At 70.4% G+C, this 25534-nt stretch carries 25 protein-coding genes; 8 read left to right on the forward strand and 17 right to left on the reverse strand.

What is annotated here, in order from left to right; genetic code table 11:
• The 5 genes from ACZZZF_RS14005 to ACZZZF_RS14025 all read left to right on the forward strand — a co-directional run bounded on the left by ACZZZF_RS14005 (position 1) and on the right by ACZZZF_RS14025 (position 5574).
• Positions 1-1173 carry a dihydrodipicolinate synthase family protein gene (locus ACZZZF_RS14005; RefSeq protein ID WP_463498971.1) on the forward strand — a complete coding sequence of 391 codons (1173 nt, stop codon included), beginning with the start codon at positions 1-3 and terminating at the stop codon, positions 1171-1173.
• Positions 1170-2033 (forward strand): sugar phosphate isomerase/epimerase family protein, encoded by an 864-nt coding sequence (locus ACZZZF_RS14010; RefSeq protein ID WP_053097755.1) that lies wholly within the window; start codon positions 1170-1172, stop codon positions 2031-2033. Before ACZZZF_RS14005 ends, ACZZZF_RS14010 begins: the two co-directional genes overlap by 4 nt.
• A gap of 555 nt (positions 2034-2588) precedes the next feature.
• On the forward strand, positions 2589-3347 hold the full coding sequence (locus ACZZZF_RS14015; protein ID WP_463498973.1) for a sugar phosphate isomerase/epimerase family protein: 759 nt from the start codon (positions 2589-2591) through the stop codon (positions 3345-3347).
• Positions 3348-3418: 71 nt separating this feature from the next.
• Complete coding sequence (locus ACZZZF_RS14020) at positions 3419-4477, forward strand: LacI family DNA-binding transcriptional regulator (protein ID WP_463498976.1); 1059 nt, start codon at positions 3419-3421, stop codon at positions 4475-4477.
• A complete protein-coding gene (locus ACZZZF_RS14025) occupies positions 4474-5574 on the forward strand; it encodes a glycerate kinase (RefSeq protein WP_463498979.1) in 1101 nt (366 codons plus the stop codon). The genes ACZZZF_RS14020 and ACZZZF_RS14025 overlap by 4 nt, the downstream gene beginning before the upstream one ends.
• A 373-nt stretch (positions 5575-5947) precedes the next feature.
• Here the strand turns inward: ACZZZF_RS14025 and pgm are convergent, their stop codons facing one another.
• Entirely contained in the window at positions 5948-7591 is a 1644-nt protein-coding gene (gene pgm, locus ACZZZF_RS14030; protein ID WP_400341410.1) for a phosphoglucomutase (alpha-D-glucose-1,6-bisphosphate-dependent), read from the reverse strand.
• A 62-nt stretch (positions 7592-7653) separates the two neighbouring features.
• Here pgm and pheA point away from each other — a divergent pair, with 62 nt between their 5' ends.
• Positions 7654-8604: a prephenate dehydratase gene (gene pheA, locus ACZZZF_RS14035; RefSeq protein WP_053097750.1), complete on the forward strand. Its 951-nt coding sequence runs from the start codon at positions 7654-7656 to the stop codon at positions 8602-8604.
• A 15-nt stretch (positions 8605-8619) separates the two neighbouring features.
• On the opposite strand, the gene ACZZZF_RS14040 is transcribed toward pheA, so the two are convergent.
• The 11 genes from ACZZZF_RS14040 to ACZZZF_RS14090 all read right to left on the reverse strand — a co-directional run bounded on the left by ACZZZF_RS14040 (position 8620) and on the right by ACZZZF_RS14090 (position 19731).
• On the reverse strand, positions 8620-10686 hold the full coding sequence (locus ACZZZF_RS14040) for a molybdopterin oxidoreductase family protein (protein WP_463498982.1): 2067 nt from the start codon (positions 10684-10686) through the stop codon (positions 8620-8622).
• Positions 10683-12227, reverse strand: a complete 1545-nt coding sequence (locus ACZZZF_RS14045) for an FAD-dependent oxidoreductase (protein WP_463498983.1) — start codon at positions 12225-12227, stop codon at positions 10683-10685. Before ACZZZF_RS14045 ends, ACZZZF_RS14040 begins: the two co-directional genes overlap by 4 nt.
• 2 nt (positions 12228-12229) lie before the next feature.
• Positions 12230-13621, reverse strand: coding sequence for an MFS transporter (locus ACZZZF_RS14050; RefSeq protein ID WP_463498986.1), 1392 nt, complete (start codon positions 13619-13621; stop codon positions 12230-12232).
• 125 nt (positions 13622-13746) lie between these two features.
• Entirely contained in the window at positions 13747-14031 is a 285-nt protein-coding gene (locus ACZZZF_RS14055) for a DUF6457 domain-containing protein (protein ID WP_463498989.1), read from the reverse strand.
• Positions 14028-14765 carry a molybdenum cofactor guanylyltransferase gene (mobA, locus tag ACZZZF_RS14060; RefSeq protein ID WP_463498992.1) on the reverse strand — a complete coding sequence of 246 codons (738 nt, stop codon included), beginning with the start codon at positions 14763-14765 and terminating at the stop codon, positions 14028-14030. Before mobA ends, ACZZZF_RS14055 begins: the two co-directional genes overlap by 4 nt.
• Positions 14762-15994 carry a molybdopterin molybdotransferase MoeA gene (locus tag ACZZZF_RS14065; protein ID WP_072591884.1) on the reverse strand — a complete coding sequence of 411 codons (1233 nt, stop codon included), beginning with the start codon at positions 15992-15994 and terminating at the stop codon, positions 14762-14764. The genes mobA and ACZZZF_RS14065 overlap by 4 nt, the downstream gene beginning before the upstream one ends.
• A gap of 108 nt (positions 15995-16102) precedes the next feature.
• The gene (locus ACZZZF_RS14070) at positions 16103-16312 is read right to left on the reverse strand and encodes a methyltransferase (RefSeq protein WP_463498995.1); all 210 of its coding nucleotides are present in this window, start codon (positions 16310-16312) and stop codon (positions 16103-16105) included.
• 230 nt (positions 16313-16542) lie between these two features.
• Positions 16543-17463: a hypothetical protein gene (locus ACZZZF_RS14075; RefSeq protein WP_463498998.1), complete on the reverse strand. Its 921-nt coding sequence runs from the start codon at positions 17461-17463 to the stop codon at positions 16543-16545.
• 440 nt (positions 17464-17903) lie between these two features.
• Positions 17904-18944, reverse strand: a complete 1041-nt coding sequence (locus ACZZZF_RS14080; RefSeq protein WP_157538247.1) for an LLM class flavin-dependent oxidoreductase — start codon at positions 18942-18944, stop codon at positions 17904-17906.
• 63 nt (positions 18945-19007) lie between these two features.
• Complete coding sequence (locus tag ACZZZF_RS14085) at positions 19008-19244, reverse strand: DUF2795 domain-containing protein (protein ID WP_072591882.1); 237 nt, start codon at positions 19242-19244, stop codon at positions 19008-19010.
• Positions 19245-19308: 64 nt separating this feature from the next.
• A complete protein-coding gene (locus ACZZZF_RS14090) occupies positions 19309-19731 on the reverse strand; it encodes an Hsp20/alpha crystallin family protein (RefSeq protein ID WP_463499001.1) in 423 nt (140 codons plus the stop codon).
• Positions 19732-19852: 121 nt separating this feature from the next.
• Here ACZZZF_RS14090 and ACZZZF_RS14095 point away from each other — a divergent pair, with 121 nt between their 5' ends.
• Entirely contained in the window at positions 19853-20137 is a 285-nt protein-coding gene (locus ACZZZF_RS14095; RefSeq protein WP_053097740.1) for a MerR family transcriptional regulator, read from the forward strand.
• Positions 20138-20212: 75 nt separating this feature from the next.
• Positions 20213-21943 carry a cation:proton antiporter gene (locus ACZZZF_RS14100; RefSeq protein ID WP_072591881.1) on the forward strand — a complete coding sequence of 577 codons (1731 nt, stop codon included), beginning with the start codon at positions 20213-20215 and terminating at the stop codon, positions 21941-21943.
• A gap of 58 nt (positions 21944-22001) precedes the next feature.
• Here the strand turns inward: ACZZZF_RS14100 and ACZZZF_RS14105 are convergent, their stop codons facing one another.
• The 5 genes from ACZZZF_RS14105 to ACZZZF_RS14125 all read right to left on the reverse strand — a co-directional run bounded on the left by ACZZZF_RS14105 (position 22002) and on the right by ACZZZF_RS14125 (position 25523).
• Positions 22002-23429: a dicarboxylate/amino acid:cation symporter gene (locus tag ACZZZF_RS14105; protein WP_053097738.1), complete on the reverse strand. Its 1428-nt coding sequence runs from the start codon at positions 23427-23429 to the stop codon at positions 22002-22004.
• Between the two features lie 141 nt (positions 23430-23570).
• Positions 23571-23909: a hypothetical protein gene (locus tag ACZZZF_RS14110; protein WP_463499004.1), complete on the reverse strand. Its 339-nt coding sequence runs from the start codon at positions 23907-23909 to the stop codon at positions 23571-23573.
• Positions 23910-24037: 128 nt separating this feature from the next.
• Positions 24038-24268: a helix-turn-helix domain-containing protein gene (locus tag ACZZZF_RS14115; RefSeq protein ID WP_140038115.1), complete on the reverse strand. Its 231-nt coding sequence runs from the start codon at positions 24266-24268 to the stop codon at positions 24038-24040.
• Positions 24265-24900, reverse strand: coding sequence for a hypothetical protein (locus tag ACZZZF_RS14120; RefSeq protein WP_463499005.1), 636 nt, complete (start codon positions 24898-24900; stop codon positions 24265-24267). The genes ACZZZF_RS14115 and ACZZZF_RS14120 overlap by 4 nt, the downstream gene beginning before the upstream one ends.
• 2 nt (positions 24901-24902) lie before the next feature.
• Positions 24903-25523 (reverse strand): hypothetical protein, encoded by a 621-nt coding sequence (locus ACZZZF_RS14125; protein WP_463499008.1) that lies wholly within the window; start codon positions 25521-25523, stop codon positions 24903-24905.
• Positions 25524-25534 lie beyond the last annotated feature (11 nt).

Raw genomic sequence — 25534 nt, forward strand, 5'->3', positions numbered from 1 at the left:
ATGACCACTCTCCGACTTCTCGACGCCGCGGGCGCGGTGACGGATGCCGAGCTGCGCGAAGGCGGCGGGTACACGCGTCCGGCCTCTCCGCTGCAGAGCCGCGTCGCGTACGCCGCAGCCCACGTCGTGCCGAAGGTGCACGCCGACAACACCCCGGGGCAGCCCGCCGACATCGACTGGGACTCGACTCTGGCGTTCCGCCGCAACGTGTACTCGTGGGGTCTGGGCGTCGCCGACGCCATGGACACCGCTCAGCGGAACATGGGGCTGGATGCCGCGGCGACGCGCGAGCTCATCGCGCGCAGCGCCGAGGTCGCCCGCGAGGAGGGCGGCTCGGTCGTGGTCGGCGTCAATACCGATCACGTCGCCGAGTCGCACATCTCGCTCGACCAGGTGATCGACGCCTACAAGGAGCAGCTGCACTTCACCGAGGAGCAGGGGGCGGGCCCGGTGCTCATGGCCTCTCGCCACCTCGCCCGTGTCGCTGAGAACGCCGACGACTACCGTCGCGTCTATCGCGAGGTGCTCTCGGCGGCCACCGTCCCGGTCGTGCTGCACTGGCTCGGCACGGCTTTCGACCCCGAGCTCGCCGGGTACTTCGGAGCGGACGACTGGCAGGCGGCATCCGCTGTGCTGCTCGACGTGATCGCCGAGAACCCCGACAAGGTCGCCGGCGTGAAGATGAGCCTCCTGAACGCCGAGTCGGAGATCTCGGTGCGCGAGCGACTGCCGCAGGGTGTGCGCATGTTCACCGGCGACGACTTCAACTACGTCGGCCTCATCGGCGGAGACACCGTGGGGCAGGGTGACGGGCACTCCGACGCGCTGCTCGGCGCGTTCGCGGCCATCACTCCGGTCGCCTCCGCGGCGATCCAGGCGCTCGATGCCGGGGACCCCGAGCTCTACCTCGAGATCCTCGGCCCGACCGAAGAGCTCAGCCGCCAGGTGTTCGCCGCGCCGACCTTCTATTACAAGACCGGTGTCGCCTTCCTCGCCTGGCTCAACGGGCACCAGCCCGCGTTCCAGATGGTCGGCGGACTGCACTCGGCGCGCAGCCTTCCGCACCTCAGCCGCATCGTCGAGCTGGCGAACGCGTCGCTCGCCCTCGAGAATCCCGAACTCGCACGCGAGCGCTGGCACGGGATGCTCCGCCTGAACGGAGTGGACCTGTGACCGTCGACCCGCGCCTGTCGATCAACCAGGCCACGATCAAGCACGCAGACCTCGCGACGGCGCTGCGGGTGACGGCGGATGCCGGCATCCAGGCGATCGGCCTGTGGCGCGAGCCCGTGAACGAGGTCGGGCTCGACGTCGCCGCGCAGATGCTCGCCGATTCGGGGCTGCGCTTCACGACCCACTGCCGCGGTGGTTTCTTCACCCTTCCGGAGGGGCCGGATCGCATTGCTGCGCTCGACGACAACCGCCGAGCGATCGAGGAGACCGCGACCCTCGCCGCCGCGGGCGCCGACGGATCGACGGCCGTTCTCGTGCTCGTGGCCGGCGGCATCCCGGTGGGATCGCGCGATCTGATCGGCGCGCGCGAGCGTGTGCGCGATGCGATCGGCGTGCTCGCGTCCGACGCGAAGGCGGCGGGCGTGACGCTCGCGATCGAGCCCCTGCATCCGATGTACGCCTCCGACCGCGCCGTCGTCTCGACGCTCGGGCAGGCGCTCGACATCGCGGCCGATTTCGATGCCGACGTCGTGGGCGCGGCGGTGGACACGTTCCACATCTGGTGGGATCCGCAGGTGCTCGAGCAGATCACGCGCGCCGGCCGCGAGGGGCGCATCGCGACGTACCAGGTGTGCGACTGGAAGACCCCGCTCGCCGCCGATGTGCTGCTGTCGCGGCACTACACGGGTGACGGCGTGATCGACTTCGGCTCGCTCACGCGGGCCGTGATCGACACCGGATACGACCGTGACATCGAGGTCGAGATCTTCAACGCCGACATCTGGGCGGACGCTCCCGAGCACGTCGTCCGTCGTACGGCCGAGACCTTCGGCACCGCGATCTCGCCGCATCTGCGCTGACGGCCGCCGAGATCCGGTCGGGGTCGGGTTTCGGGTCGGGCACCGGCCGCAAACCCCCGCGAGTGGGCCACGCTTCCACCGTCTGCAGGACCCGAGCACGGACGCAGGGCCGTAACACGGTTTCTGTCCTGCATCCGTGCCTGGGACCTGCAGATGGGACGGGGGACGGCGGTCTTCTCGTCGGACCGGACCGGACCGGACAAGACCGAACCGGACCGGCCGAGGGAACCGGAACCGGACCGGACCGTTCGCCGGAGCACGTGCAGGACTCGAGCACGGATGCAGGGCTGTGACACCGTTTCTGTCCTGCATCCGTGTCTGCGTCCTGCAGATGGGAGGGGGTGCGGCGGTCTTCTCGTCCGACGGGACCGGACCGGAAAAGACCGGACCGGAAAAGACCGGACCGGAACGGACCGGACCGGACCGGACAAGACCGAACCGGTCCGGACGCCGCCGAAGACCGGATCCCCACCCGGGAACCGCCCACCTGTACGCGGCGGTCGCGCACGGCGCAAGCCCCGAGACACCCCGCCGAACGATTGAGAGGATGACGTCATGACGAAGATCCGCCCAGGACTCTGCTCGGTGACCTTCCGGTCGCTGAGCGCCGAACAGGTGGTCGACCTCGCTGCCGACGCCCGACTCGAGGTCATCGAGTGGGGAGCCGATTCGCACGTGCTGCCCGGCGACGTCGAGCAGGCCGCGAGGGTCGCGACGCTCACGACGGATGCCGGGCTCGTCGCGTGCTCCTACGGCTCGTACTTCCGTGCCGGTGCCGACGAGCCGATCACCCCCGTGCTCGACACCGCCGAGGCGCTCGGTGTCGATCGCGTGCGCGTCTGGGCAGGGCCGATCGGGTCCGACGAGGCGTCGCCGCAGGACTGGGCGTCGACGATCGCCCGACTGCAGGATGCTGTCGATGAGGCCGCCGCCCGGGGAATCTCGCTCGCGCTCGAGTTCCACTCCGGAACGCTCGCCGACACCGCCCCGACGACGCTGCGGGTGCTCGACGAGGTGGCTCGGCCGACGCTCAGCTCGTACTGGCAGCCGACGGTCGGTGCCACGGTCGATGCGGTGCTCGACGAGTACCGCGCGGTCGCCGACCGGGTCAGCGCCGCGCACGTGTTCTCGTGGTGGCCGGACCACGAGAGGCTTCCGCTGCGGGCGAGGGATGCCCTGTGGACCCGCTTCTTCGCGGAGGCGCTGTCCGCGACGACTCCGCCCCGCGATGCGCTGCTCGAGTTCGTACCCGGCGATGATCCGACGCTGCTGCGTGGCGAGGCGGCGACGCTGCGCGCCTACCTCTCCCTCTGAGCGATGCGCCCCCGCAGCCCGGTCGCCGGACCCTCCCCGGCATCGCCCTCACCGCGCAGTATGCTCAGGGCATGAGTCAGCAGGAAAGCCCTTCCCGCGTGCGTCAGCCGCGGCATTCGCGGGGCGCGGCCCCGACCCTGCATGACGTCGCCCGTGAGGCCGGGGTCTCGCTCGCCACGGCATCCCGTGTTCTCAACGGATCCGAGCGCAAGGTGGCCGAGTCCTTCCGTGAGCGCGTCGAGCAGGCGGCCGCCGAACTGGGCTACACGGCGAACGCATCGGCGCAGGCGACCGCCCGAGGAAGCTCGCCCGTCATCGCACTCCTGGTCGCCGACATCGCCGACCCCTACTTCGGACTCATCGCGGCCGGTGTCGCCCGCGGAGCCGACGAACAGGGCCTGGTCGTGACGATCGCGATCACCGAGCGAGATCCGGCACGCGAGGCGCGCATCGTGCGGGCCCTCCGTGGGCAGCGACCCCAGGGCCTGATCCTCGCCGCATCGCGCACGAACGAGCCGACGGACTCCGACACCTCACGCGAGCTCGCGGAGTACGCCCGCTTCGGTGGACGCGTGGTCACGTTCGGCGCCGGCAGCGCAGACAACCGCCACGTCGAGATCGACAACCGCGCCGGCGCCGAAGCGCTCGGTCGTCGCATGGCGTCTCTCGGATACCGCTCCGCCATCGCGATCGGTGCGGCCGAGGGAGTGCTGACGTCGGACGAGCGTCTCGCCGGATTCCGCGCCGGCTTCGAGACCGACGGCGGGGCGATCGAGCGGGTGATCCGCGGCGACTTCCGCCGCGAATCGGGTGCGCAGGCGATGACGGCGGCCCTCGCCGACGACGTCGAACCCGGCACCCTCGTGTTCGGCATGAGCGACGTGGTCGCGATCGGAGCGATGGCGGCGATCCGCGAGGCCGGTCGTGAGGTCGGCGCCGACATCGCGGTCTGCGGCTTCGATGACGTGCCCTCGAGCAGCGATGTCACCCCGGCGCTCACCACCGTGCGCGTGCCGCTCAGTGAGGTCGGATATCAGGCCTTCCGTGCGACGGTCGACGCCGACTGGCAGCAGGCTCCGCTTCCGCTCGAGGTCATCGTGCGGGCGAGCACCCCCGGACTCACCCGATGACCCGCGTGGTGCTGGCGCCGGACAGCTTCAAGGGCACGATCACCGCGGCGGATGCGGCGGCATCCCTCGCCGAAGGCTGGTCATCGGTCGAGCCGACCGCGACGTTCGTGCACCGCCCCATGGCTGACGGCGGCGAGGGCACCGTCGCCGCGTTCGACGCGGCAGTACCGGGAGCGCGACGCATGCCGGTCGTCGTCGACGGACCCGCGGGGCTGCCGCTGGAGACGAGCTGGCTGCTGCTTCCCGTCTCGGGGGATTCTCCCGGGGGGACCGCCGTCGTCGACCTCGCGTCGACCTCGGGCATCGAACTGCTCGACGAACTGCGTCCGTGGGATGCCGACACCACCGGATTCGGTCAGGCGATCGCCGCAGCCCTCGACCACGGCGTCACGCGACTGGTCGTCGGCATCGGGTCGAGCGCGTCGACCGACGGCGGCACCGGGATGCTGACCGCCCTCGGTGCGCGATTCCTCGATGCCGACGGTGAGCCGGTCGCGCGAGGAGCCCGCGGTCTCGCCGACATCGCCTCCGTCGACCTGAGCGGTCTCCGCACGGCGCCGCAGGTGCGCGTGCTCACCGACGTCACGAATCCCCTCGTCGGCCCGCGGGGCGCCGCAGCCGTGTTCGGACCGCAGAAGGGTCTCGTCGGCCCGGAGCTCGACGAGGTGGATGCCGGACTAGCGGGCCTCGCCGAACTGCTCGGCCTCGACTCCGCACTTCCGGGCACCGGAGCCGCCGGTGGCACGGGCGGTGCGCTGGTCGTCTGGGGTGCGACGCTCGCCCCGGGCGCTGCCGAGGTGGCGGACCTGATCGGCCTCGCCGACGCGATCGCCGACGCCGACCATGTCATCACAGGCGAGGGGTCGTACGACGGTCAGTCCGGAGACGGCAAGGTGCCCTCGTTCATCGCCGGCCTCGCGTCGACGACCGGTGCGACCGCCCTGCTCGCCGCCGGACGCATCACGGCCGACTCCGACACCGCGCTGTTCACGGCATCCGCGTCGCTCACCGAGATCGCCGGATCGTCGGATGCCGCGCTCGCCGACCCCGCCCGCTGGTTGCGCGAGGCCGGAGCCCTGCTCGCCCGCTCGGTCTGACGCCTCGCGTCCGCGCGCGTCGGCCCACGGTGGGGTCGCTGTTGCGCAGCATCCGTCCGCATTCGTCCGCATTCTTCCGCCCGGGTTGCCCCCCGCCCCCGCAGCATCCGCCCGCCAGCCCGTCGGGACCACTTTCGCAGCCGGCTCGCCAGTCGGGGCCACTTTCGCACCGGGGATGGCCGTTTCGGGTGCGTAATTGACCCCGCACGCACAAGGAGGGGATGCCGTGGGGCAGTCCGCCCCGGGGGCGTTCCGCCCCGCGGGCGTTCCGCCACGCGGGCGTTCCGCCACGAAAGCGTTCCGGTCCCGGATGCACTTCTGCCCCCACACGGGCGACGTGCGGGGGCAGAAGAACAGCCCGAAGGGCGCGGGATCAGCCCCCGAGGGCGGCGGACACGACGGCGCGAGCCTCCGCCTGCACCTTGGCGAGGTGCTCCGGGCCGCGCAGGCTCTCGGCGTACAGCTTGTAGACGTCTTCCGTGCCCGAGGGGCGGGCGGCGAACCAGGCGTGCTCGGTCTGCACCTTGAGGCCGCCGATCGCCGCACCGTTGCCGGGGGCGTGCGACAGCTTGGCGGTGATCTCCTCACCCGCGAGGGTCGTCGCCGAGACGGCATCCGGAGCGAGCTTGCCCAGCGTCGCCTTCTGCGCGGGCGTCGCCGGGGCGTCGACGCGCTGGTAGGCCGACGAGCCGAAGGCCTGCTCCAGCTCGGCATACCGCTCCGACGGCGTCTTGCCGGTGACCGCGATGATCTCGGCCGCGAGCAGGCACAGCAGGATGCCGTCCTTGTCGGTCGACCAGACGGTGCCGTCCTTGCGGAGGAACGATGCTCCGGCCGACTCCTCGCCGCCGAACGCGACCGAGCCGTCGAGCAGACCGGGCACGAACCACTTGAAGCCCACCGGCACCTCGAGGAGGCGGCGTCCGAGCGATTCGGCCACCCGGTCGATGATCATCGACGACACGAGGGTCTTGCCGATCGCGGCGTCGCGCGGCCACTCGGAGCGGTGCGAGAACAGGTAGTCGATCGCGACCGCGAGGTAGTGGTTCGGGTTCATGAGCCCGGCGTCGGGGGTGACGATGCCGTGGCGGTCGGCATCCGCGTCGTTGCCCGTCAGCACGTCGTAGTCGCCCTTCTTGGCGACGAGCGAGGCCATGGCCGACGGGGAGGACGGATCCATGCGGATCTTCTCGTCCCAGTCGAGTGTCATGAAGCGCCAGGTCGGGTCGACCTCGGGGTTCACGACGGTCAGGTCGAGGTCGTAGACCTCCTTGATGAGCGCCCAGTACTCGACGGATGCGCCACCGAGCGGATCGGCGCCGATGCGCACTCCGGCGGTGCGGATGGCGTCGATGTCGATGATCGTCGCCAGGTCGCGCACGTAGGCGTCACGGAAGTCGTACCCCGGAAGCGCGTCCCAGTCGATGTCGGCGAACCGCTCGCGCTTGACGTCGACGAGACCGCCGGCGATCAGCTCGTTGGCGCGGTCGGCGATCCAGCCGGTCGCGTCGGTGTCGGCCGGTCCGCCGTGCGGCGGGTTGTACTTGAAGCCGCCGTCGCGGGGCGGGTTGTGCGACGGGGTGACGACGATGCCGTCGGCGCGGCCGGCGGCATCCGGCGCGAGGTCGCGGTTGAAGGTGAGGATCGCGTGGCTGAGCGCGGGCGTCGGCACCCAGGCGTCGCGCGAGTCGACGCGGACGTCGACGCCGTTGGCCACGAGCACCTCGATGGCGCTGCGCTCGGCGGGCAGCGAGAGCGCGTGGGTGTCGCGACCGAGGAACAGGGGACCGGTGATCCCCTGGCTCGCGCGGTAGTCGACGATCGCCTGGGTGGTCGCCAGGATGTGGTTCTCGTTGAAGCTCTTGGTCAGCGACGACCCGCGGTGACCGCTGGTGCCGAACGCGACCCGCTCGGCGGCGACCCCGGGGTCGGGAACGCGGTCGTAGTAAGCGGCGATCAGCTCGTCGACATCGATCAGATCAGATTCCTCGGCAGGGAGGCCGGCGCGGCTCGTCATGCAGACAGTCTGCCCCCATCTCGGCATCCGCGCATCTTCTGGGCGTGTGCCGGTGCCCTAAGGTGAAACGCGTGACTGAACGCCGCACCTACAGCTATCTCGGCCCCGCCGGAACATTCACCGAAGCGGCGCTCGAACAGGTCGCTGAAGCACGGGGTCAGGACTGGCGTGCCGTGCACAACGTCGGAGAAGCCCTCGCGGATGTGCTCGAGGGGCGCAGCGACGCCGCGATGATCGCGATCGAGAACTCGATCGAGGGCGGCGTCTCGACCACGCAGGATGCGCTGGCCACTCTGCCTGGCCTCCGGATCATCGGCGAGTACCTCGTGCCGGTGAACTTCGTGCTCGTGGCGCCTCGGGGCACGACCCTGGCCGACATCAGCGTGATCGCCGCGCACCCTGTCGCGTACGCCCAGTGCCACGGCTGGCTCGGGGAGCACCTCCCCAGGCACTCGCATGTGCCCGCGGCGAGCAACGTCGCGTCGGCGATCGGCATGCTCGACGGCGGTCTTCCGGCCCAGGCGGCCATCGCCGCCCCGGGCGTCGTGAAGCACCTCGACGTCGACGTGCTGGCCGAGGACATCGGCGACAACGCTCAGGCCGTCACCCGCTTCGTGCTCGTGACCCGCACCACCACGGCGCCGGCGCCGACCGGGGCCGACAAGACCTCGCTGATCGTCGAGCTGCCGAACGATCACCCCGGATCCCTGCTCGAGATGCTCGAGCAGTTCTCGACCCGCGGCATCAACCTCTCGCTGATCCAGTCGCGTCCGATCGGCGACGAGCTCGGCCGCTATCGGTTCGTGATCGACGCCGACGGCCACATCGAGCACGAGCGCATGGCCGACGCCCTGCTCGGCATCCGCCGTTTCAGCCCGCGCGTGGTGTTCCTCGGGTCGTATCCGCGAGCCGACCGGCAGATCGTGCAGTACCCCGAGCGCTACTCCGACGACATCTTCGTCGAGGCGCGCGACTGGCTGCGCGGCATCCTCAGCGGCGAGCCGGACGACTGAGCGCCGCCTCCACGATCAGACGGCGCGGAGCTCGACCAGAGCCCGTTTGAACTCGGGCATCGCCGAGTGCGGATCGACCCGGTCGTCGGTGAGCAGATTGGCGCTCTCGGCATCCGCATAGTGGAACGGCAGGAACACCGTGTCGGGCCTGATGTCGTTCGTCAGCTCGGCCCGCGCCCGCAGGGTGCCGCGGGAGTTCCAGAGACGGATGCCGTCGCCCTCGCCGATCCCATGACGACGCGCGGTCGCAGGGTGCAGCTGCGCGACGAGATCGGGCCGCTTCTCGGTGAGCTCGGGGATGCGGCGGGTCTGCGCTCCGCTCTGGTACTGCTCGAGCAGGCGCCCGGTGATCAGGGTGAGCCGGTCGGCGCTCGCCGTCGGATGCTCCCGAGCCCGTACGGCGACGAGCTTCGCGCGCCCGTCTGCGTGCGCGAAGCGGTCGGCGAACAGTCGAGGGGTGCCGAGGCTCCCGATCGGGAAGGGCCAGTGCGCCTCGATGCCGAGGTCGAGCAGTTCGTGGCTGAGGCCGGAGTAGTCGGCGCGGCCGCCGGCGGAGGCGCGGGCCAGCTCGCCGAACACCTCCGACGGCACGAGGCTCCAGGTGCCGGGGGCGTCGAGGCGACGGGCGAGCTCGGCCATGATCCACAGCTCGCTGCGGGCGCCGGCGGGGGCGTCGACCGCTCGGCGGCGACGCAGCACGCGGCCCTCGAGGTTGGTCATCGTGCCCTCCTCCTCGGCCCACTGCAGCACGGGGAGCACGATGTCGGCGGCCTTCGCGGTCTCCGAGAGGAAGAAGTCCGAGACGACGAGCAGATCGAGCCGGCCCAGGGCCTCGCGCACGGTCGAGACGTTCGGCGCCGACACGAACACGTTCGAGCCGTGCACGAGCAGCGCTCGCACGCCGCCCGGGAGTCCGGCGCTCTGCAGCAGCTCGACCGCGGGGATGCCGGGCCCGGGAAGGTCGTCGGGGTCGACGCCCCACACGGCCGCGACCGAGGCGCGGGCGGCCGGGTCGCTGATCGACTGATACCCCGGAAGCTGGTCGGCTTTCTGTCCGTGCTCGCGTCCGCCCTGGCCGTTGCCCTGCCCGGTCAGCGTGCCGTAGCCGCACCCCGGTGTCCCCGGAAGACCCAGGAGCAGTGCGAGGTTGATGGCGGCCGTCGCGGTGTCGGTGCCGTCGACATGCTGCTCGACGCCGCGGCCGGTGAGGATGTAGGTCGAGTCGGAGTCCGCCAGTCTGCGTGCCAGATCGCGGATGCTGCGCGCCGGCACCCCGGTGACGGTCTCGGCACGCTCGGGCCACCACGCCGACACCGACTGGCGGAGGGCGTCGAAGCCCGATGTGCGCTGGCGCACATAGCCGTCGTCGTAGAGCTCCTCGGCGATCACGACATGGATCACTGCGAGCAGCAGCGCGAGATCGGTGCCGGGCACCGGCTGCACGTGGATGCCGGCGCCGTCGGCGCTCAGTCGTGCCGTCGAGCTGCGGCGAGGATCGACGACGATGAGACCGCCGCGGGCCCTGGCGCCCTGCAGATGCGAGACGAACGGCGGCATGGTGTCGCCGACGTTCGATCCCAGCAGCAGCACCGTCTCGGCGGTGTCGAGGTCGGTCAGCGGGAACGGCAGGCCGCGGTCGATTCCGAAGGAGCGGTTGGCGGCGGCCGCAGCGGATGACATGCAGAAGCGGCCGTTGTAGTCGATGCGCGACGTGCGCAGTGCGATGCGGGCGAACTTGCCCAACTGGTACGCCTTCTCGTTCGTGAGCCCGCCGCCGCCGAAGACGCCGACCGCATCGGGGCCGTCCTCCTCGGCAATCAGACGCAGCCGCGCGGCGATCAGATCGAGGGCCACGTCCCAGTCCGCCGGGTGCAGTTCGCCGTCGGTCCCGCGCACCAGGGGAGTGGTGAGGCGACCGGCGTCGGCGAGCAGCTCGGCCGAGGTCCACCCCTTCTTGCACAGCCCGCCGCGGTTCGTCGGGAAGTCGCGTCCGGCGACGGTGACCGGCAGCGGTGCGCCCACGGTCGGGGTCAGCGTCATCGCGCACTGCAGCGCGCAGTAGGGGCAGTGGGTGTCGGTCATGCGACGGCCCCCGCGTGGGCGTGCAGCATCTCGGTGATGCGGGCGCGGCATCCTCCGCATCCGGTGCCGGCGCGGGTGCACTCGCCGACCGCAGCCACCGACGAGCAGCCGTCGTCGATCGCGTCCTCGATCTGGCCGACGGTGACGGCGTTGCAGATGCAGAGGGTCGCGTCACGACCGGCCGGTGCGATCGCATCGGCGTCAGGATCATCGAGACGCAGCAGCAGCGAGCGGTCGGCGGGCAGTTCGCCGCCGCGCAGGTACAGCACGCTCAGTTCGGCCGCGGCCCGCGGCATCCCGACCGCCACGAATCCGGTGAGGATGCCGTCGCGCGTCGCCATCTTCACGTAGGTGCCGTGCTCGGGGTCGGCCCAGACGGCGATGCCGGGGGCATCCTCACCGGCCGGGACAGGGGCGAAGGGGTCGGCCGAGACGTCGCCCGCGGATGCGATGTCGACCAGCTCGCCCTTGAGCACGACGACGCCGGGGTGCTCGTCGGCGAACTCGCCCGGGTGGTCGTCGGCACTGTCGAGCTCGGCGGCGATGGCCGCGGCGAGCCAGCTCGCCTGACGCCAGCCGGGGCCGACGAGGCCGTGCGGTCCGCCCGGCACCTGGCGGTCGTGCAGGAACTCGGCGGGGTCGGCGATGTGGGCGCAGTCCCCGATCGCATGGATGCGCGGATCCGACCACGAGCGCAGTGCGCCGTCGACGAGCACGCCGTTGCCGACGCGGAGTCCCGCGGCCTCGGCGAGCTCGGTGCGCGCCCTGACGCCGCACGACAGCACGAGCAGATCGCCCTCGATGCGCTTGCCGTCGGAGCTCGCGAGTGCACGGAACCGGCGGATGCCGTCGTCGCCCTCGACCCCGATCACACCCTCGGCACGGGTGTGCGGCACCAGCGTGACGCCGGCCGAGGCGAGAGCGGTCGAGAGGATGCTCGCCGACCCCCGGTCGAGTTGGCGGGGCATCGGCATCGGACCGAAGTGGGCCACGGAGGGCACGGCGCCGGCGTCAGCGAGCAGCATGGCGAGCTCGATCCCCAGCACGCCGGCTCCGAGCACCACGACCCGGCCGCCGCGTGCGACCACGGCGCGCACCTGCTCGGCATCCGACAGATCGCGGAGCACGCAGACCCCTGCGGTCAGGCTGCTGTCGAGGCCGGTGGTGTCCGGACCGAGGGTCTCGAGGCCTTCGAGCGACGGGACGATCGATCGCGCGCCGGTCGCGAGCACCAGGCGGTCGTACCCGACGGTCGATCCGTCGACCAGCTCGACGACCCGCGCATCCCGATCGATCCGCACCGCTCGCGCCCCCAGCCGCAGATCCACACCGGAGAGACTCGCGGCAGTGGCGAGAGTGAGCTCGTCGGACGATGCCTCGCCCACGGCGTATTCGGCGAGCAGCACCCGGTTGTACGGATCCGCCGTCTCGGCGCCCAGCACGGTGACCGTCGCCCGACCCCCTGCCACGAGCGGCAGGAGCTCTTCGGTGAAGCGGATGCCGACAGGCCCCGCGCCGATGACGACGATGCGCTCGGTCATGGTCAGATCCGGTGTCCGGCGAGCGAGGGCCGAGGCATCAGATAGACGAAGACCGTGATGAGGAGCAGCACGATGTAGGCGGCGACGAATCCGCCGAATGCCGGAGCGTACGAACCTGTGCCGCTCTTCGCCGCCGCGAGAACCTGCGGGATCACGAATCCGCCGTAGGCGCCGATGGCCGAGATCAGCCCCAGGGCGGCCGCACCCTTGCGCTGGGTGCTGACAGCGAGCGCGTCGCCCGCGGTCGCGGCACCGCGTGCGGCGAAGACGTTGGGGATCATCCGGTAGGTCGCGCCGTTGCCGGCGCCCGCCGCGACGAACAGCAGCAGGAAGCATCCGAGGAAGAGCGCGAAGCTGTTCGCCTCGAGAGTGACGAGCAGCGACAGGGCGCCGACGATCATGAGCGAGAACGCGGCGATCGTCATCCGTGCTCCGCCGAAGCGGTCGGCGAGCTTTCCTCCATAGGGGCGGGCGAGCGAGCCGACGAGGGCCCCGAGGAAGGCCAGCGACAGCGAGGCGCTGCCGATCTGGAACGTCGAGAACTCGGGGAAGGTGTCGGCGATGAGCTTCGGGAAGACGCTCGAGAAGCCGATGAACGATCCGAACGTGCCGATGTACAGCAGCGACAGCACCCACAGGTGCGGTTCGCGCAGTGCGGCGGCGGCCCCGGCGAAGTCCGCCTTGGCCGACGACAGGTTGTTCATGTGGCGCCATGCTCCCCACACGGCCACGAGGATCAGCGGCACCCACATCCAGCCGGCGAACGACAGGCTGAAGGTCGACGCGGCGGTGATCGACACGACGATCGGCACGGCGAGCTGGGCGACCGAGGTGCCGAGGTTGCCGCCGGCGGCGTTGAGTCCGAGCGCCCAGCCCTTCTCCTTCTGCGGGAAGAAGTAGGTGATGTTCGCCATGGAGCTGGCGAAGTTGCCGCCGCCGAAACCGGCGAGAGCCGCGACGGCGAGCAGCACGCCGAACGGGGTCTCGGGATCCTGCACGACGATGCCGAGCAGGACGGCGGGGATCAGCAGCAGCAGCGCCGAGACGATGGTCCAGTTGCGTCCGCCGAAGCGGGCGACGAGGAACGTGTACGGGAACCGCAGCGTCGCGCCGACGAGGCTCGGCAGCGAGATCAGCCAGAACGACTCGGTGGTGCTCAGAGTGAACCCGGCGGCGGGGAGCAGCACGACGACGATGCTCCAGAGCTGCCAGATGATGAAACCGAGGAACTCGGCGAAGATCGACCAGCCGAGGTTGCGGCGGGCGATCGCCTTGCCCTCGGTGGCCCAGAAGGCCGAATCCTCGGGGTTCCAGCCGTCGATCCACCGGCCGGGGCGGCGCGTGAGGGTCACGGCGGGGGTGTCGACGCTGCTTCTTCCGGTGATCTGGGACATCGCGGCTCCTGCGTTCGAGAGGTGAATGCTCTGAACGTAGGCGGCGGATGTTGCAGGGCCGCACGAGTGCGATTACCGGACGATTACTTCTCGATCACATCGGCGAGGTGGGCGATGAGAGAACTTCAGGAATCCTGGTCTTCGGCGCGCCATTCCCCGGCCAGCTCGGTGATGGTGGCGACCGCCGCAGCGGTGTCCTCGCGGCTGCCGCCCGCGCGACCTGCGGCGAGGCCGGCGAGGTAGGCGCTGAGCGGTGCGGCCGGGCGGGCGACGCCGTGCGCGACATCCCGGGCGAGATCCAGGAGCAGGGCGACATCGACGGACTCGCGATCGATCCCGAGCGCGCTGCAGACCGCCGTGGTCCAGTCGTCCAGGGCTTCGACCGGAAGGTGTTGCGGCTTGTCGGTCATGTCGTCTCCTCATCTGGTGCTCCGTCGCGCGGGGGCATCGGTGCCGCGGCGCGGGCCCGTTCGAGATCGTCCCACGTGTCGACATCGGTCGCCAGGTCTCCCGCCGGAATCGCCCTGATGCGCAGGCGCGCCAGCAGCGATCGCAACGACGCGTCGCGGCCGCCGTCGGGGAGAGCCGCGGCGGCGGATCGCAGGGCATCGGTGCGGTAGCGGCCGACGAGCCACTGCATGCGTCCCGACGCGTCGATCAGGCAGACGCCGTCGATGCCGTGCGCACCATTCGTGCTGGGGGCGTCGTCCTTGCCGATTTTGCCGTCGGCGTCGGCCTTGCCGTTTTTGCCGTCGGCGTCGGCGGAGAGGGGCGGATGCCGGTGCAGCAGCGCCACGGCGCCTTCGGCGTTCGGCAGGTCGGCCGCCAGCACCAGGACGTCGGCGGTGTCGACGAGAGCGAGGCCGGCGGCGATGCCGGCGACCGGTCCGCCGAACTCCGGGGTCTCCCGGGTCCATACGACGCGAACACGGGTCGGCGCCGGTGGACCTACGACCACGATGGGGTCGCAGCCGTCGACGGCGGCGATGGCGCGGTCGAGCAGGGTGCGGCCGCCGACCTCGAGCAACGGCTTGGCAGTCCCGTCGAGTCGTGAGGCCCGCCCGCCGGCGAGGATGATCGCGGCAGTCGGCCCGGACGCCGGTGTCGCGGCGTCCGGTGTCTCGGTCGTGCGCGTCCCGGTCACGAGAGCAGCATCACATCGACCAGGTCGCCTGCTGCGACGGCTGATACGTCGGCGGGCACGACGGCATAGGCATCCGCTCTGGCGAGTCCTGCCGCCAGATGCGCGCCCGATGACCCGTCGGCGGCCGCCGGGCGCACCGACCAGGCGGCCGGGTCGGATCGGTCGAGGGCGACGGGCACGTACTGCTGTCGTCCTACCGGGCTGCGCCACGCTGCGGTGCTGGCGAGGCGGAGCATCGGGCGCTGCAGGCCTGCGCGACCCTGGAGAGCGAGCAGCGCCGGCCGCACGAAGGCCTCGAACGACGCGGCGACGCTCGCCGGATTGCCGGGCAGTCCGAACACCAGCGCGTCGCCAAGGCGCCCGAAGGCCTGAGGCCTGCCCGGCTGCATGGCGACCGCCACGAACTCGATGCGATCGCGCAGCACGTTCTTCACGACCTCGTGGGCTCCGGCGCTGACTCCGCCGGACGTGACCACGACATCGACGCGCGCATCGACGAGCGCGCGATCGAGGAGTGCGGTGAAGGCGGCATCCTCGTCTGTCACCGTGTCGACCGAGACGACGTCAGCGCCCGTCTCCGCGCACAGCGCAGCGAGCAGCACCGAGTTCGACTCGGGGATCTGCCCGCGGGCGAGGTCGGCGCCGGGGTCGGCGAGCTCGCTGCCGGTCGAGATGACCGCGACGCGAGGACGACGATGCACCGGCACAGTGTCGATGCCGGTGGCCGCGATGGCCGTGAGCTGGAGCGGGCCGAGGGTGGTGCCCGCTGTCGCGACGACGGCTCCGGCGCGCAGCTCCTCGCCGCGGCGGCGGATGTTGGCACCCGCGCGAGTCGGCGCAGTGACCACGATCGCAGGCGCATCCCACGCCTGCAGGCCGTCGCGGGTGTGCTCGAACGGCACGACGACGGTCGCCGTGTGCGGCACAGGGGCGCCGGTCATGATGCGTGCGGCTCGTCCCTCACGCAGCTCGGGTTCGTCGGCCGACCCCGCCGGGAGGTCGGCGACCACCGCGAGCTCGACGGGGTGCACGGCCGTGGCCGACTCGACGTCGGTGAACAGGACCGCATATCCGTCCATCGCCGAGTTGTCGAACACCGGCACATCGACCCGAGCGTGCACGGTCGTGGCGAGGACGCGGCCCGCCGCCCGTGCGAGCGGCACCGATTCGGCATCCAGCGGTCGGGTGGCGGCGATCACCTTCGCCCGCTGCTCCTCGACCGTCAGCATGCCGGAGGAGCGAGGGGAGTGGTGATTCGCATGCAGTCAGCGTACGACGGTCGCGGGGATGCCCCGCGACCGCGCCGCCCCTCTGCCCCTTGTTTCCCCGTTCGAAAGTCAGTGCTCGCGGAACATCGGCCAACCGCTGCCCGGCAGCATGTGCGAATGCAACGCGCCCTTCGCCGATTCCAAGGTCGGGTACGTGCCTGTCGCCGCATCGGATCCGGCCATGACGACGGTGTATCCCTCGTCGTCATGTCGGAGGCTGCCGACGACGCCGTTCGTGCCGTACGCCACCCAGAGGGCCAGGGTCTTGGTAGTGCTCATCATCGAACCCCTTCCGTTGCGGGTGACCCTACGCCCCGGCGCACCGGAATACCAGCCCCTGACGCGGAGTCTTGGCGGCATTCGCCACATGGCGCCGGTGATGCGGGGCCAGTTGTGCATCGCAAACGGATGATCCGGATGCGGAACTGGCACCGCCGGGACGCCGGATGCGGAAATGGCCCCGCCTGCGGGCGTGGGAGGGGCGGGCGGGACGCAGAGATGTGCGAGCGTCAGCGACGGGATGCCATCGCGCGACGGATGCGGTCCATCAGCGGTCGCCCGTCGTCCAGGTCGAGCTGAGTCACGCGGATGACGATCCAGCCGAGGTCCTCGAGATCCCGCTGCCGCTGGATGTCGCGGCGCCACTGATCGCGACTCGTGCGGTGGCCGTCGCCCTCGTACTCGATCGAGATCCTGAGGTCGGGATAGGCCATGTCGCTGCGCGCGATGAGGAGTCCGTTCTCGTGGATCTCGTACTGCACGACGGGTTCAGGAAGACCTCCCGCGACGATGAGCAACCGCGTCTCGGTCTCCTTGGGCGATTCCACTCCTTCGCGCGCACGGGACAGCGCGTCACGGACTCGTCGAGAGCCGGGGAAGCGGCCCCAGGCCTGCAGGCGCTGTTCGATGTCGGTCTCTGTCAGGGGAGGGCGCCCCTGACGCAGCCCGGGATAGTTGTCGGCCGTGCTCAGCACTGCGTCGAGGGCGATGACCACCTGATCCTCGGTCAGCGTCGCGGCGCACATGAACAGAGCCGCGGCCGGATCGACGACCGGAATCCCACCGATTCGCCAGGGATGGGCCCGTCCCTCTGCCAGGCGTCGGCCGGTGACGCCGCGGCGGCGGACGCGCGCCGAACCCGTCGTCACGACCACGAGGATCGCTGTCTCGACGTTCCAGATGCCGGGATGCGGATACCCCCACACCCGCATCGCCGTCTCCCCGCCGATGAGCTGACCACGGTGCAGGAGGGGCGCGAGGGCGACGACGCGATCGAGTGGTGTCTCTACAGCCGTGACCGAACGCACCCCGCGGAAGGGCCTGTCGAGATCGCGCGCGGACACGCGACCCCGACCGACACCGGCGGCCGCGGCCTGCCGCACGGAGAAATGGCGCCCGAGTTCGTCGGGCAGGAGTATCCGATGGCGCATCCCATCAGGCTCGCTGGTCGGATGTGTCTTCCTGGCCTGATGACCGCGAGATCCCGAGAGATGTGGACAAGTCGCGCCTGTGGACAGAATGGGCGCCGCGTTCCTCCGGCGTGGTGCGGGGCCACTTCTGCATCGGGTGCCGCGAGCGGGGCCAGTTCTGCATCGGGTGCCGCGAGCGGGGCCACTTCTGCATCGGGTGCCGCGAGCGGGGCCACTTCGGCATCTGAAACCGGCGTTTCGGATGCACAAGTGGCCCCGCCTGGCGGCGGGATGCGGAAGTGGCCCCGCTCGCGTGCGCGAGCGCGCGCGGCGACCAGCGTGCGGCGACCAGCGCGCGGCGACCAGCGCCCGGCGACGAGCGCGCGACGGCCCAGCGCGCGACGGCACGCGGCGCCCCCTTCGCCTACAGCCCGGCGCCTACAGCGCGGCGCCCGCGGCGCCTACAGGGCGGCGGCGATGAGCTCGAGCGTCTGGGCGCGGCCGGCGGCGGCGTCACGAGGCTCGGACTCGTATGCACCGGCGACGGGCGACAGCATGACCTCGTCGACGCCGTACTTCTCGGCGAACGCGCGCACCTCGGCGGCGACCGACTCGCCGGTGCCGACGAACCAGCGCGAGCGGGCGGCTTCGACGACCTGGTCGGTCGCGGCATCCGATTCTGCGGCGAGGGCCTCTTCGACGGTCTCGAGTGCGATGAGCGGCTTGTTGAGGCGCAGGCGCGACATCATGCGCAGCTGCGGAAGGGCGCGCGCCTCGGCCTCTTCCTGTGTCGGCGCGGCGACGACGTTGACCGTGAGGAACGTCCGCGGCTCGGGGTGCTCTTCGCTCGGCTGGTAGCCGGTGCGGTAGAGGTCGAGTGCGCGTTCGAGGCCCTGTCCCGAGAAGTGGTTGGCGAAGACGTAGGGCAGGCCGTGGGATGCCGCGAGCTGCGCCGAGTAGTCGCTCGATCCGAGCAGCCACACCTCGGGGCTTCCGGTGGCGGCCGGGGTCGCGTGCACCGTGTACTCGCCACCCGAGGTGAATCGCACGGTGGCGCCCTCGCCCGAGATGAGTGCGGCGATGTCCTGCACGTTGCGCGGGAACTGCTCGACGTCGCTGGTCGTGCCCGATCCACGCAGCAGCTGGGTGATGACGGGGTCGCTGCCGGGCGCGCGGCCGAGGCCGAGGTCGATGCGTCCGGGCGCGATGGCCTCGAGGGCGGCGAACTGCTCGGCGACGATGAGCGGTGCGTGGTTGGGGAGCATCACTCCGCCGGATCCCAGACGGATCTGCGTCGTGCGCATCGCGGCGGCGGCGATCAGCACCGGGGGAGTGGTGGATGCCACGGCCGGCATGTTGTGGTGCTCGGCGAACCAGTAGCGGCGGTAGCCGAGCCGGTCGGCGGTCGCGGCGAGATCGAGGGAGGAGGAGATCGCCTCGGCACTGGTCTGGCCGGTGCGAACCGGGACGAGGTCGAGGACGGAGAGCGCGGTGGAAGTCATCCCCGAATGCAACGGCGGGGGCGGGCGGGGCATTCCCGTCCGCCCCATCGTCGCCGGTGCGTCTCAGACAGCGACGAGACCTGCGGATGCCGAGGGCGCGAACTCCTCGGTGAGCGCGCGTCGCGTGAGGTGATAGCGGATGTGCCAGGCGGCGCTGAAGCTCTGCTCGGGAAGCTGGGCGAGGGCCGTTCGGTCATCGGGGCCGAGGCCGTCGCGGGCTGCTTCGCGGAGCAGGTCGTCTCGTGTCGCCGGGTACTCCATGCCGCGGAGGAACCGGTCGAGAGCAGAAGAGGGGCGCATGGGATCGTCCTTTCCGAAGAGAGAGCGGGGTGGGCCGGGGTGTGCGCCCCGGCCCACCGAAGGGTCAGGCGGTGATCGGCTGTCGGTTGTCGCTCGACTCGACCTCGATCTTGCGGGGCTTCGCGCGCTCGCTGACCGGGATGATCACCGAGAGCACGCCGCTCTCGTACGAGGCGCTGATCGCGTCGAGGTCGACGCCGTCGCCGAGCGAGAACTGGCGGAGGAACGAGCCCGCGCCGCGTTCGCGTGCGAGCCAGCGGACGCCTTCGCGACCGTCGGCCGTGCGCTGCGCGCGGATCGTGAGCTGTCCGCCGTCGAGGTCGACGTCGATCGAGCCCGGATCGATGCCGGGGAGGTCGGCGTGCAGGATGTACCTGTCGCCGTCGCGGTAGAGGTCCACCGGCATGAGACGCGGTGCGCGGACGGAGTCCAGCACGCTCGCAGCGAAGCGGTCGAGCTGACTGAACGGATCGAAGGACATGGCCATGAGTGTCTCCTTTCGTGTGGCCCGAGCGGGCGTTCTCCGGTGCAGATTATCTGCAACCGTCGCTATAGATTTTTTATAGAACAACGCGAGATAGAATGCAAGTGCGTAGAGGGAGGTGCCCATGGGTGATCGTGATCCGAGCATGCCGGTCTACGGCATCGCCGTCGCCGCGCAGCTCAGCGGGGTCCCTGAGGCCAGCCTCCGACTCTTCGAGGCGAAGGGGCTGGTCACGCCCGCGCGCAGCGAGGGCGGCACGCGCCGCTACAGCGATGACGACCTCGAGCGCATCCGCCGGGTGACCGGGCTGCGCGTCGAGGGCATCAACATCGTCGGCATCCGTCGCGTGCTCGATCTGGAGGACGAGAACGCCGGGCTCCGCGACGAGCTCGCCGACGATCGCCCCTGATCCGCGGCCCGCTGCGCCCCGTGACCGACGCGGCTGCGCCCCGCGACCGACGCGGGAGGGCAGTACTTTAGGGGCATGGATGCCGAGATCTTCTACGTGCTCGTCGGTGCTGTCGTGGTGGCCGCGATCGCCCGATGGCGCGGCTGGCCGGCGCCGCTCCTCGTCACTGTCGTGGCGCTCGCGGCATCCTTCCTGCCTTTTGTGCCGGATGTCGAGATCGACGGCCATCTGCTGCTGAACCTCGTGCTGCCGCCGCTGCTCTACTCGGCGGCCCTGGACGTCTCGTTCGTCGGCTTCAAGCGCAGCCTCCCGCAGATCCGCCGGCTCGGCATCTGGCTCGTGCTGCTCACGGCGCTCGCGGTGGGGTTCGTGGCCTGGTGGATCATGCCGTCGCTGACCCTGCCGGGCGCCCTGCTGCTCGGCGCGATCGTGGCGCCGCCGGATGCGGTGTCGGCCGCCGCGATCGGCCGCAAGCTCGGTCTGCCGCGCCGCATCATGACGGTGCTCTCGGGCGAGAGTCTGATCAACGATGCGACCTCGCTGACGCTGTACCGCGTGTTCGCGGCGATCCTCGCGGGCGCGACCGTGTCGGTGTGGGGCGGCGTGGGACAGTTCCTGCTGGCCGTCGCCGTGGGTGTCGCGATCGGACTCGTCTTCGGCATCCTGCTGCATCAGCTCCGCATGAGGATCAACGATGCGGTCGTGATCGGGACCTTCGGCCTGCTCGCACCGTTCGGCGCCTATGCGATCGCCGAGCACCTGTTGGGTTCCGGAGTGCTCGCGGTCGTCGCGATGGGCCTGTACGTCGGATACAACTCACCCCGCACCGATTACACGACCCGCCAGCAGGAGAAGCCGCTCTGGCTGTCGGCCGATCTGCTGCTCGAGAGCTTCGTGTTCGCGTACATCGGTCTGCAGTTCCCCCGGGTGCTCCGCGACCTCGGCAGCGAGTCCGTCGAGCAGATCCTCGTGCTGTCGGGCATCGTGCTGCTGGTCGTGCTCGTGGTGCGTCCGCTGTACATCTATCCGACGAGCGCGTGGGCGAACTTCCAGGACCGCAAGCGCCTTCAGCGCTGGGATCGCGGCGTCGAGAGCGGGGAGTTCGAGAAACGTCATGAGAAGTCCCGGCGGTGGGGGCAGTTCACGGCCGACGAGCTGCGGACGCACATCGTGCGCGACCAGATGGCCGGGCTGCAGCTGACCTGGAAGGACAGCGCGGTGATCTCATGGGCCGGTATGCGCGGCGTCGTGACGCTCGCGATCGCTCTCGCGGCCGCCGATCTCGCGACGCTCGACGAAGAGGCCTCGCACGCGATCGTCGTGGTGGCGTTCGTGGTGACCGTGGGCACACTGCTGCTGCAGGGGCTCACGCTGCCGATGCTGATCCGCCGCCTCGGCATCGAGGGAGACGTCGATCACGACGACGATCAGCGTGCGCTCGCCGCGGTGCGGGAGAAGAGCCGAGAGGCCGGCAAGGCGTTCCTGGCCGAGAAGCGCGTCGAGTGGGAGGCCAAGTACGGTGAGGTCGACCTGGGAGTGTTCGATGCGTTCACGAAGCGCATGACCCGCGTCGAGAAGGACACCGACGACGCGCAGCAGGTCGAGGATGCCGCAGCTCGCCCGTCCTTCGACGACCTGGCTGCCCTGAGCCGGGGATGGCTGCAGGTGCGCCGCGACATCCTTCTCGCGGAGAGGGACGCGGGCAACCTCGATGAAGAGCTCATGCGCGAGCTGATGACGGCGATGGATGCCGAGGAGCTCGCGCTCGACACCCGCGGTGCCACCCGCCAGCAGGGTCGCGCATAGCGGGAGACGGACGAGCGCCCCGGAAGGGACGAGGCGCTCGGGCGGTGACGGAGAGAGGTCAGCGGGTGCTGGCCGGCTCGGTCTCGGATGCCGCGGCATCCGCCTCGGGTGCGTCGTCGTCGGCCGAGTCGTCGGCGAACGGCAGGCCCTCGCGGGGCGCGTTGTAGAGCTCCTCGTCGAGGATCCCCTCGCGCTTGGCGACGATGGTGGGCACGAGCGCCTGGCCCGCGACGTTGACCGCGGTGCGGCCCATGTCGAGGATCGGGTCGATCGCGAGCAGCAGGCCGACGCCCTCGAGCGGCAGGCCGAGCGTCGACAGCGTCAGGGTGAGCATCACGGTCGCGCCCGTGGTGCCCGCGGTGGCCGCCGAGCCGACGACCGAGACGAGCACGATCAGCAGGTACTGCACGAGGGTGAGTTCGATGCCGAAGAACTGCGCGACGAAGATCGCGGCGATGGCCGGATAGATGGCGGCGCAGCCGTCCATCTTGGTGGTCGCGCCGAACGGCACGGCGAAGGAGGCGTACGAGCGGGGAACGCCGAGGTTGCGCTCGGTCACGCGCTCGGTGAGGGGCAGGGTGCCGATCGACGAGCGGCTGACGAACGCCAGCTGCACGGCGGGCCAGACGCCCGAGAAGTACTGCCTGATCGACAGGCCGTTGGTCTTCACGAGCACCGGGTAGACGACGAAGAGCACCAGAGCGAGACCGATGTACACGGCGATCGCGAACCAGCCGAGCGAGGCGAGCTTCTCCCAGCCGTACTCGACGACTGCGGCGCCGATCAGGCCGAAGGTGCCGATGGGGGCGATGCGGATGATCCACCACAGCACGCGCTGGATGACCTTGAGCAGCGACTCGGTGAACGCGAGGAAGGGCTCGGCCTTCTTGCCGGCCTTGAGCGCCGCGATGCCGACGGCGACCGCGATCACGATGACCTGCAGGATGTTGAAGTTGACGCTCGAGGAGAATGTGCCCTCGGTCGCGCCGGGGTTGGTGCTGACGCTGAGGCCGAGGAAGTTCTGCGGGATCAGACCGAGCAGGAAGTTCCACCAGGTGCCCACGGTGTAGGGCGCGCTCGGGGCGAGGTCGTCGCCGGCGCGCGACCCGGGCTGGATCACGAGTCCGAGCACGATGCCGATGCTCACGGCGATGAACGCGGTGATCGCGAACCACAGCAGCGTCTGGCCGGCCAGGCGTGCGGCGTTCTGCACGCGCCGCAGGTTCGAGATGCTCGCCACGATCGCGGTGAAGATCAGCGGCACGACGGCCGTGCGCAGCAGCGTGACGTACGAGCTGCCGATCGTGTCGAGGGTGGCCGAGAGGCCGTTCGGCTCGTCGCCGGTCGCTCCGAGCTGACGGGCGATCAGGCCGGCGGCGATGCCGAGGACGAGTGCGGCGAGGATCTGGAAGCCGAACGACGTCAGCAGCTTCCGGACGGGACCGCGGGTGTCTGGCGCCTTCGTGGCGCGGACGGTGGTGCTCATTGGATCGGGGACTCCAGAATCGGTGCGCGCCGTGTGCGCGCTATCCGTCCACGCTAGGAGCCGCGCACGCGACCGGAGGCGGAGATGACGAAGGATGACGGATGCCGCAGCATCCGTCATCCTTCGGGGTCGGCCCGGGGGTCAGCCCGCGCACTTCTCCAGGTTGTCGGTGAGGATCTGCGTGGTGAGTGCCTTGTCCTCCTCGCTGGACTGCTTGTCCTCGCCGTTGGCGATGTAGGTGAGGGTCTCGTTGCTCAGGTCGGAGTCGACGAGGGCGTCGGCGAAGCAGGTCGCGACGTCGTCGGTCACGACATCACCGAGTCCCTGCTCTTCGTAGACCTTCTGGATGCCGTCGGCGACGTCTTCGACCGCGGGGCGGGACGTTCCTCCGCAGGCGGCCAGCGAGAAGGCGAGTGCGGCGATGGGCAGAGCCATGAGGATGCGGGAGGATGTGCGCGGGTTCCGGTCGTTGAGCTTCATGGGGTCAACGCTATCGACCCACAGGAGATTCATAGAAGGGGTTGCGCTGAGCATGCCGTCCGTGATGCTGTCCCGCGCCGTCACCCGAGGGCGGTCATCGGAACAGGAGCCCCCCACCGCGGTCCCCCCTACGCGAGCACCAGCAGGTCGCCGACCTCGCACCCGAGGGCGTCGCAGATCGCGCGCAGGGTCGAGTACCGGATCGCTCGCGCGCGGTCGTTCTTGAGCACCGACAGGTTGACGATGCTCACCCCGACGCGTGCGCTCAGCTCGGTCAGCGTCATCCCTCGCTCGGCGAGCAGCTCATCGAGCCGGCAGTGGATGCCGGTGAGCTCGTCGTCGTTCTCCGCCGGGCTCATACGAGACCCCGAGTCTCATCCTCGAGGGCCGCGTTCGTGCGCTGCAGGCGGATGCCCTGACGGAACGCTGCTGCGATGAGGCCCACCGCGACGCCGGTCGCGAAGATCGGGACGATGGACCAGAAATCGATCGGATGCACCGGCTCGCCCGTGCCGATGCCCACCGCGGCGGACACCCCGTTCAGCCCCAGTTTCTCGAGCAGCACGATGAACATCGGAGCGAGCACGAGGGTCCAGCCGATCGCGTCGAAGGCCCGTGCGTTGCTCCGCACGAAGAAGCGTCCGCGGAGGAAGTTCCAGGCGACGAGCATCACGCCGACGATGACGATCAGCGGGGCGAGCGCCCAGAGGACGAGAGAGCCGATGATCGCTGCGGTCGAAGCGGCGTCCACCCCGGTGGCGAACACCATCGCCTCCTGAGCGATCCCCTCGACCGACGCGGCTCCTGAGCCGACGGTCGCGTCGATCGGCTGCTCGTCGATCGGAATGGACCACGCGATACCTTGATTTCGGAAGGTCCCGAGCACCCGGAACACGGTGCTGATCGAGGTGACCAGCAGAGCGGCTGCGCCGAAGAGGATCACGGTGATCGCATCCGCGGTCTGCGAACGTGTCGCGGTGGTCGTGCTCATCATCAGACGAGCCCGTCCGTGTCGCGCTGCAGCCGGTCGCCGATCACGAAGACCGTGCTGATGAGGGCGATGACGAACGCCCCGAGGACGAACGTGAACGGCTCGACGCTGATCACGGCGTTGTCCACCCCGTTGTCGGTGATCCTGGCGACCGTCGCGTTGGCCAGCATGTTGTCGAAGAAGCGCACGGTGGCGAACCCGACCAGGCCGGCGATCCCGGCGGTCGCGACGAGAGCGGTGTTGCGGCGGCTGAACACGCGGCCGGTCAGCACGCTCCGCGCCAGCAGGATCAGGCATCCGATGACGAGGACGATCGTGAGGATCTGCGCGACCTGCCCGATGATGCCGGGCACGGCGGCGATCGCCGGAAGCTGCGGGGCGGTGATGATCGCACTGTCGAGACCGACCGTGATGGAGTCGCCGGTGCTGAGGGGCAGCTCGACAGGCGCCGTCGAGCCGACGAACTCGACCAGCACGGGCACGTCGACCCCGCGAGTCAGTTCGATGATGCGGATGATCGAGAACACCGTGATGTAGGCGGCGATCAGTGCTCCTGCGATGCAGAAGCCGATCAGGGCTCCGGAATCGCCGCGAGAGATCGTGCGGTCCTTCGTCGAGGTCATCGTCCACTCCT

The sequence above is a fragment of the Microbacterium sp. AC215 genome, from assembly GCF_979258645.1.

Excerpts from the sequence above, each read along its gene's own strand:
- ACZZZF_RS14050 (WP_463498986.1), bottom strand. The coding sequence starts at position 13,621 with ATGTCCCAGATCACCGGAAGAAGCAGCGTCGACACCCCCGCCGTGACC.
- ACZZZF_RS14105 (WP_053097738.1), bottom strand. The coding sequence starts at position 23,429 with ATGAGCACCACCGTCCGCGCCACGAAGGCGCCAGACACCCGCGGTCCC.
- ACZZZF_RS14020 (WP_463498976.1), top strand. The coding sequence starts at position 3,419 with ATGAGTCAGCAGGAAAGCCCTTCCCGCGTGCGTCAGCCGCGGCATTCG.
- ACZZZF_RS14070 (WP_463498995.1), bottom strand. The coding sequence starts at position 16,312 with ATGAGCACTACCAAGACCCTGGCCCTCTGGGTGGCGTACGGCACGAAC.
- pgm (WP_400341410.1), bottom strand. The coding sequence starts at position 7,591 with ATGACGAGCCGCGCCGGCCTCCCTGCCGAGGAATCTGATCTGATCGAT.
- ACZZZF_RS14075 (WP_463498998.1), bottom strand. The coding sequence starts at position 17,463 with ATGCGCCATCGGATACTCCTGCCCGACGAACTCGGGCGCCATTTCTCC.
- ACZZZF_RS14090 (WP_463499001.1), bottom strand. The coding sequence starts at position 19,731 with ATGGCCATGTCCTTCGATCCGTTCAGTCAGCTCGACCGCTTCGCTGCG.
- ACZZZF_RS14015 (WP_463498973.1), top strand. The coding sequence starts at position 2,589 with ATGACGAAGATCCGCCCAGGACTCTGCTCGGTGACCTTCCGGTCGCTG.
- ACZZZF_RS14095 (WP_053097740.1), top strand. The coding sequence starts at position 19,853 with ATGGGTGATCGTGATCCGAGCATGCCGGTCTACGGCATCGCCGTCGCC.
- ACZZZF_RS14125 (WP_463499008.1), bottom strand. The coding sequence starts at position 25,523 with ATGACCTCGACGAAGGACCGCACGATCTCTCGCGGCGATTCCGGAGCC.
- ACZZZF_RS14025 (WP_463498979.1), top strand. The coding sequence starts at position 4,474 with ATGACCCGCGTGGTGCTGGCGCCGGACAGCTTCAAGGGCACGATCACC.
- ACZZZF_RS14100 (WP_072591881.1), top strand. The coding sequence starts at position 20,213 with ATGGATGCCGAGATCTTCTACGTGCTCGTCGGTGCTGTCGTGGTGGCC.
- ACZZZF_RS14115 (WP_140038115.1), bottom strand. The coding sequence starts at position 24,268 with ATGAGCCCGGCGGAGAACGACGACGAGCTCACCGGCATCCACTGCCGG.
- ACZZZF_RS14085 (WP_072591882.1), bottom strand. The coding sequence starts at position 19,244 with ATGCGCCCCTCTTCTGCTCTCGACCGGTTCCTCCGCGGCATGGAGTAC.
- ACZZZF_RS14040 (WP_463498982.1), bottom strand. The coding sequence starts at position 10,686 with ATGACCGACACCCACTGCCCCTACTGCGCGCTGCAGTGCGCGATGACG.
- ACZZZF_RS14065 (WP_072591884.1), bottom strand. The coding sequence starts at position 15,994 with ATGCTGACGGTCGAGGAGCAGCGGGCGAAGGTGATCGCCGCCACCCGA.
- ACZZZF_RS14045 (WP_463498983.1), bottom strand. The coding sequence starts at position 12,227 with ATGACCGAGCGCATCGTCGTCATCGGCGCGGGGCCTGTCGGCATCCGC.
- ACZZZF_RS14120 (WP_463499005.1), bottom strand. The coding sequence starts at position 24,900 with ATGAGCACGACCACCGCGACACGTTCGCAGACCGCGGATGCGATCACC.
- ACZZZF_RS14055 (WP_463498989.1), bottom strand. The coding sequence starts at position 14,031 with ATGACCGACAAGCCGCAACACCTTCCGGTCGAAGCCCTGGACGACTGG.
- ACZZZF_RS14080 (WP_157538247.1), bottom strand. The coding sequence starts at position 18,944 with ATGACTTCCACCGCGCTCTCCGTCCTCGACCTCGTCCCGGTTCGCACC.
- ACZZZF_RS14005 (WP_463498971.1), top strand. The coding sequence starts at position 1 with ATGACCACTCTCCGACTTCTCGACGCCGCGGGCGCGGTGACGGATGCC.
- ACZZZF_RS14110 (WP_463499004.1), bottom strand. The coding sequence starts at position 23,909 with ATGAAGCTCAACGACCGGAACCCGCGCACATCCTCCCGCATCCTCATG.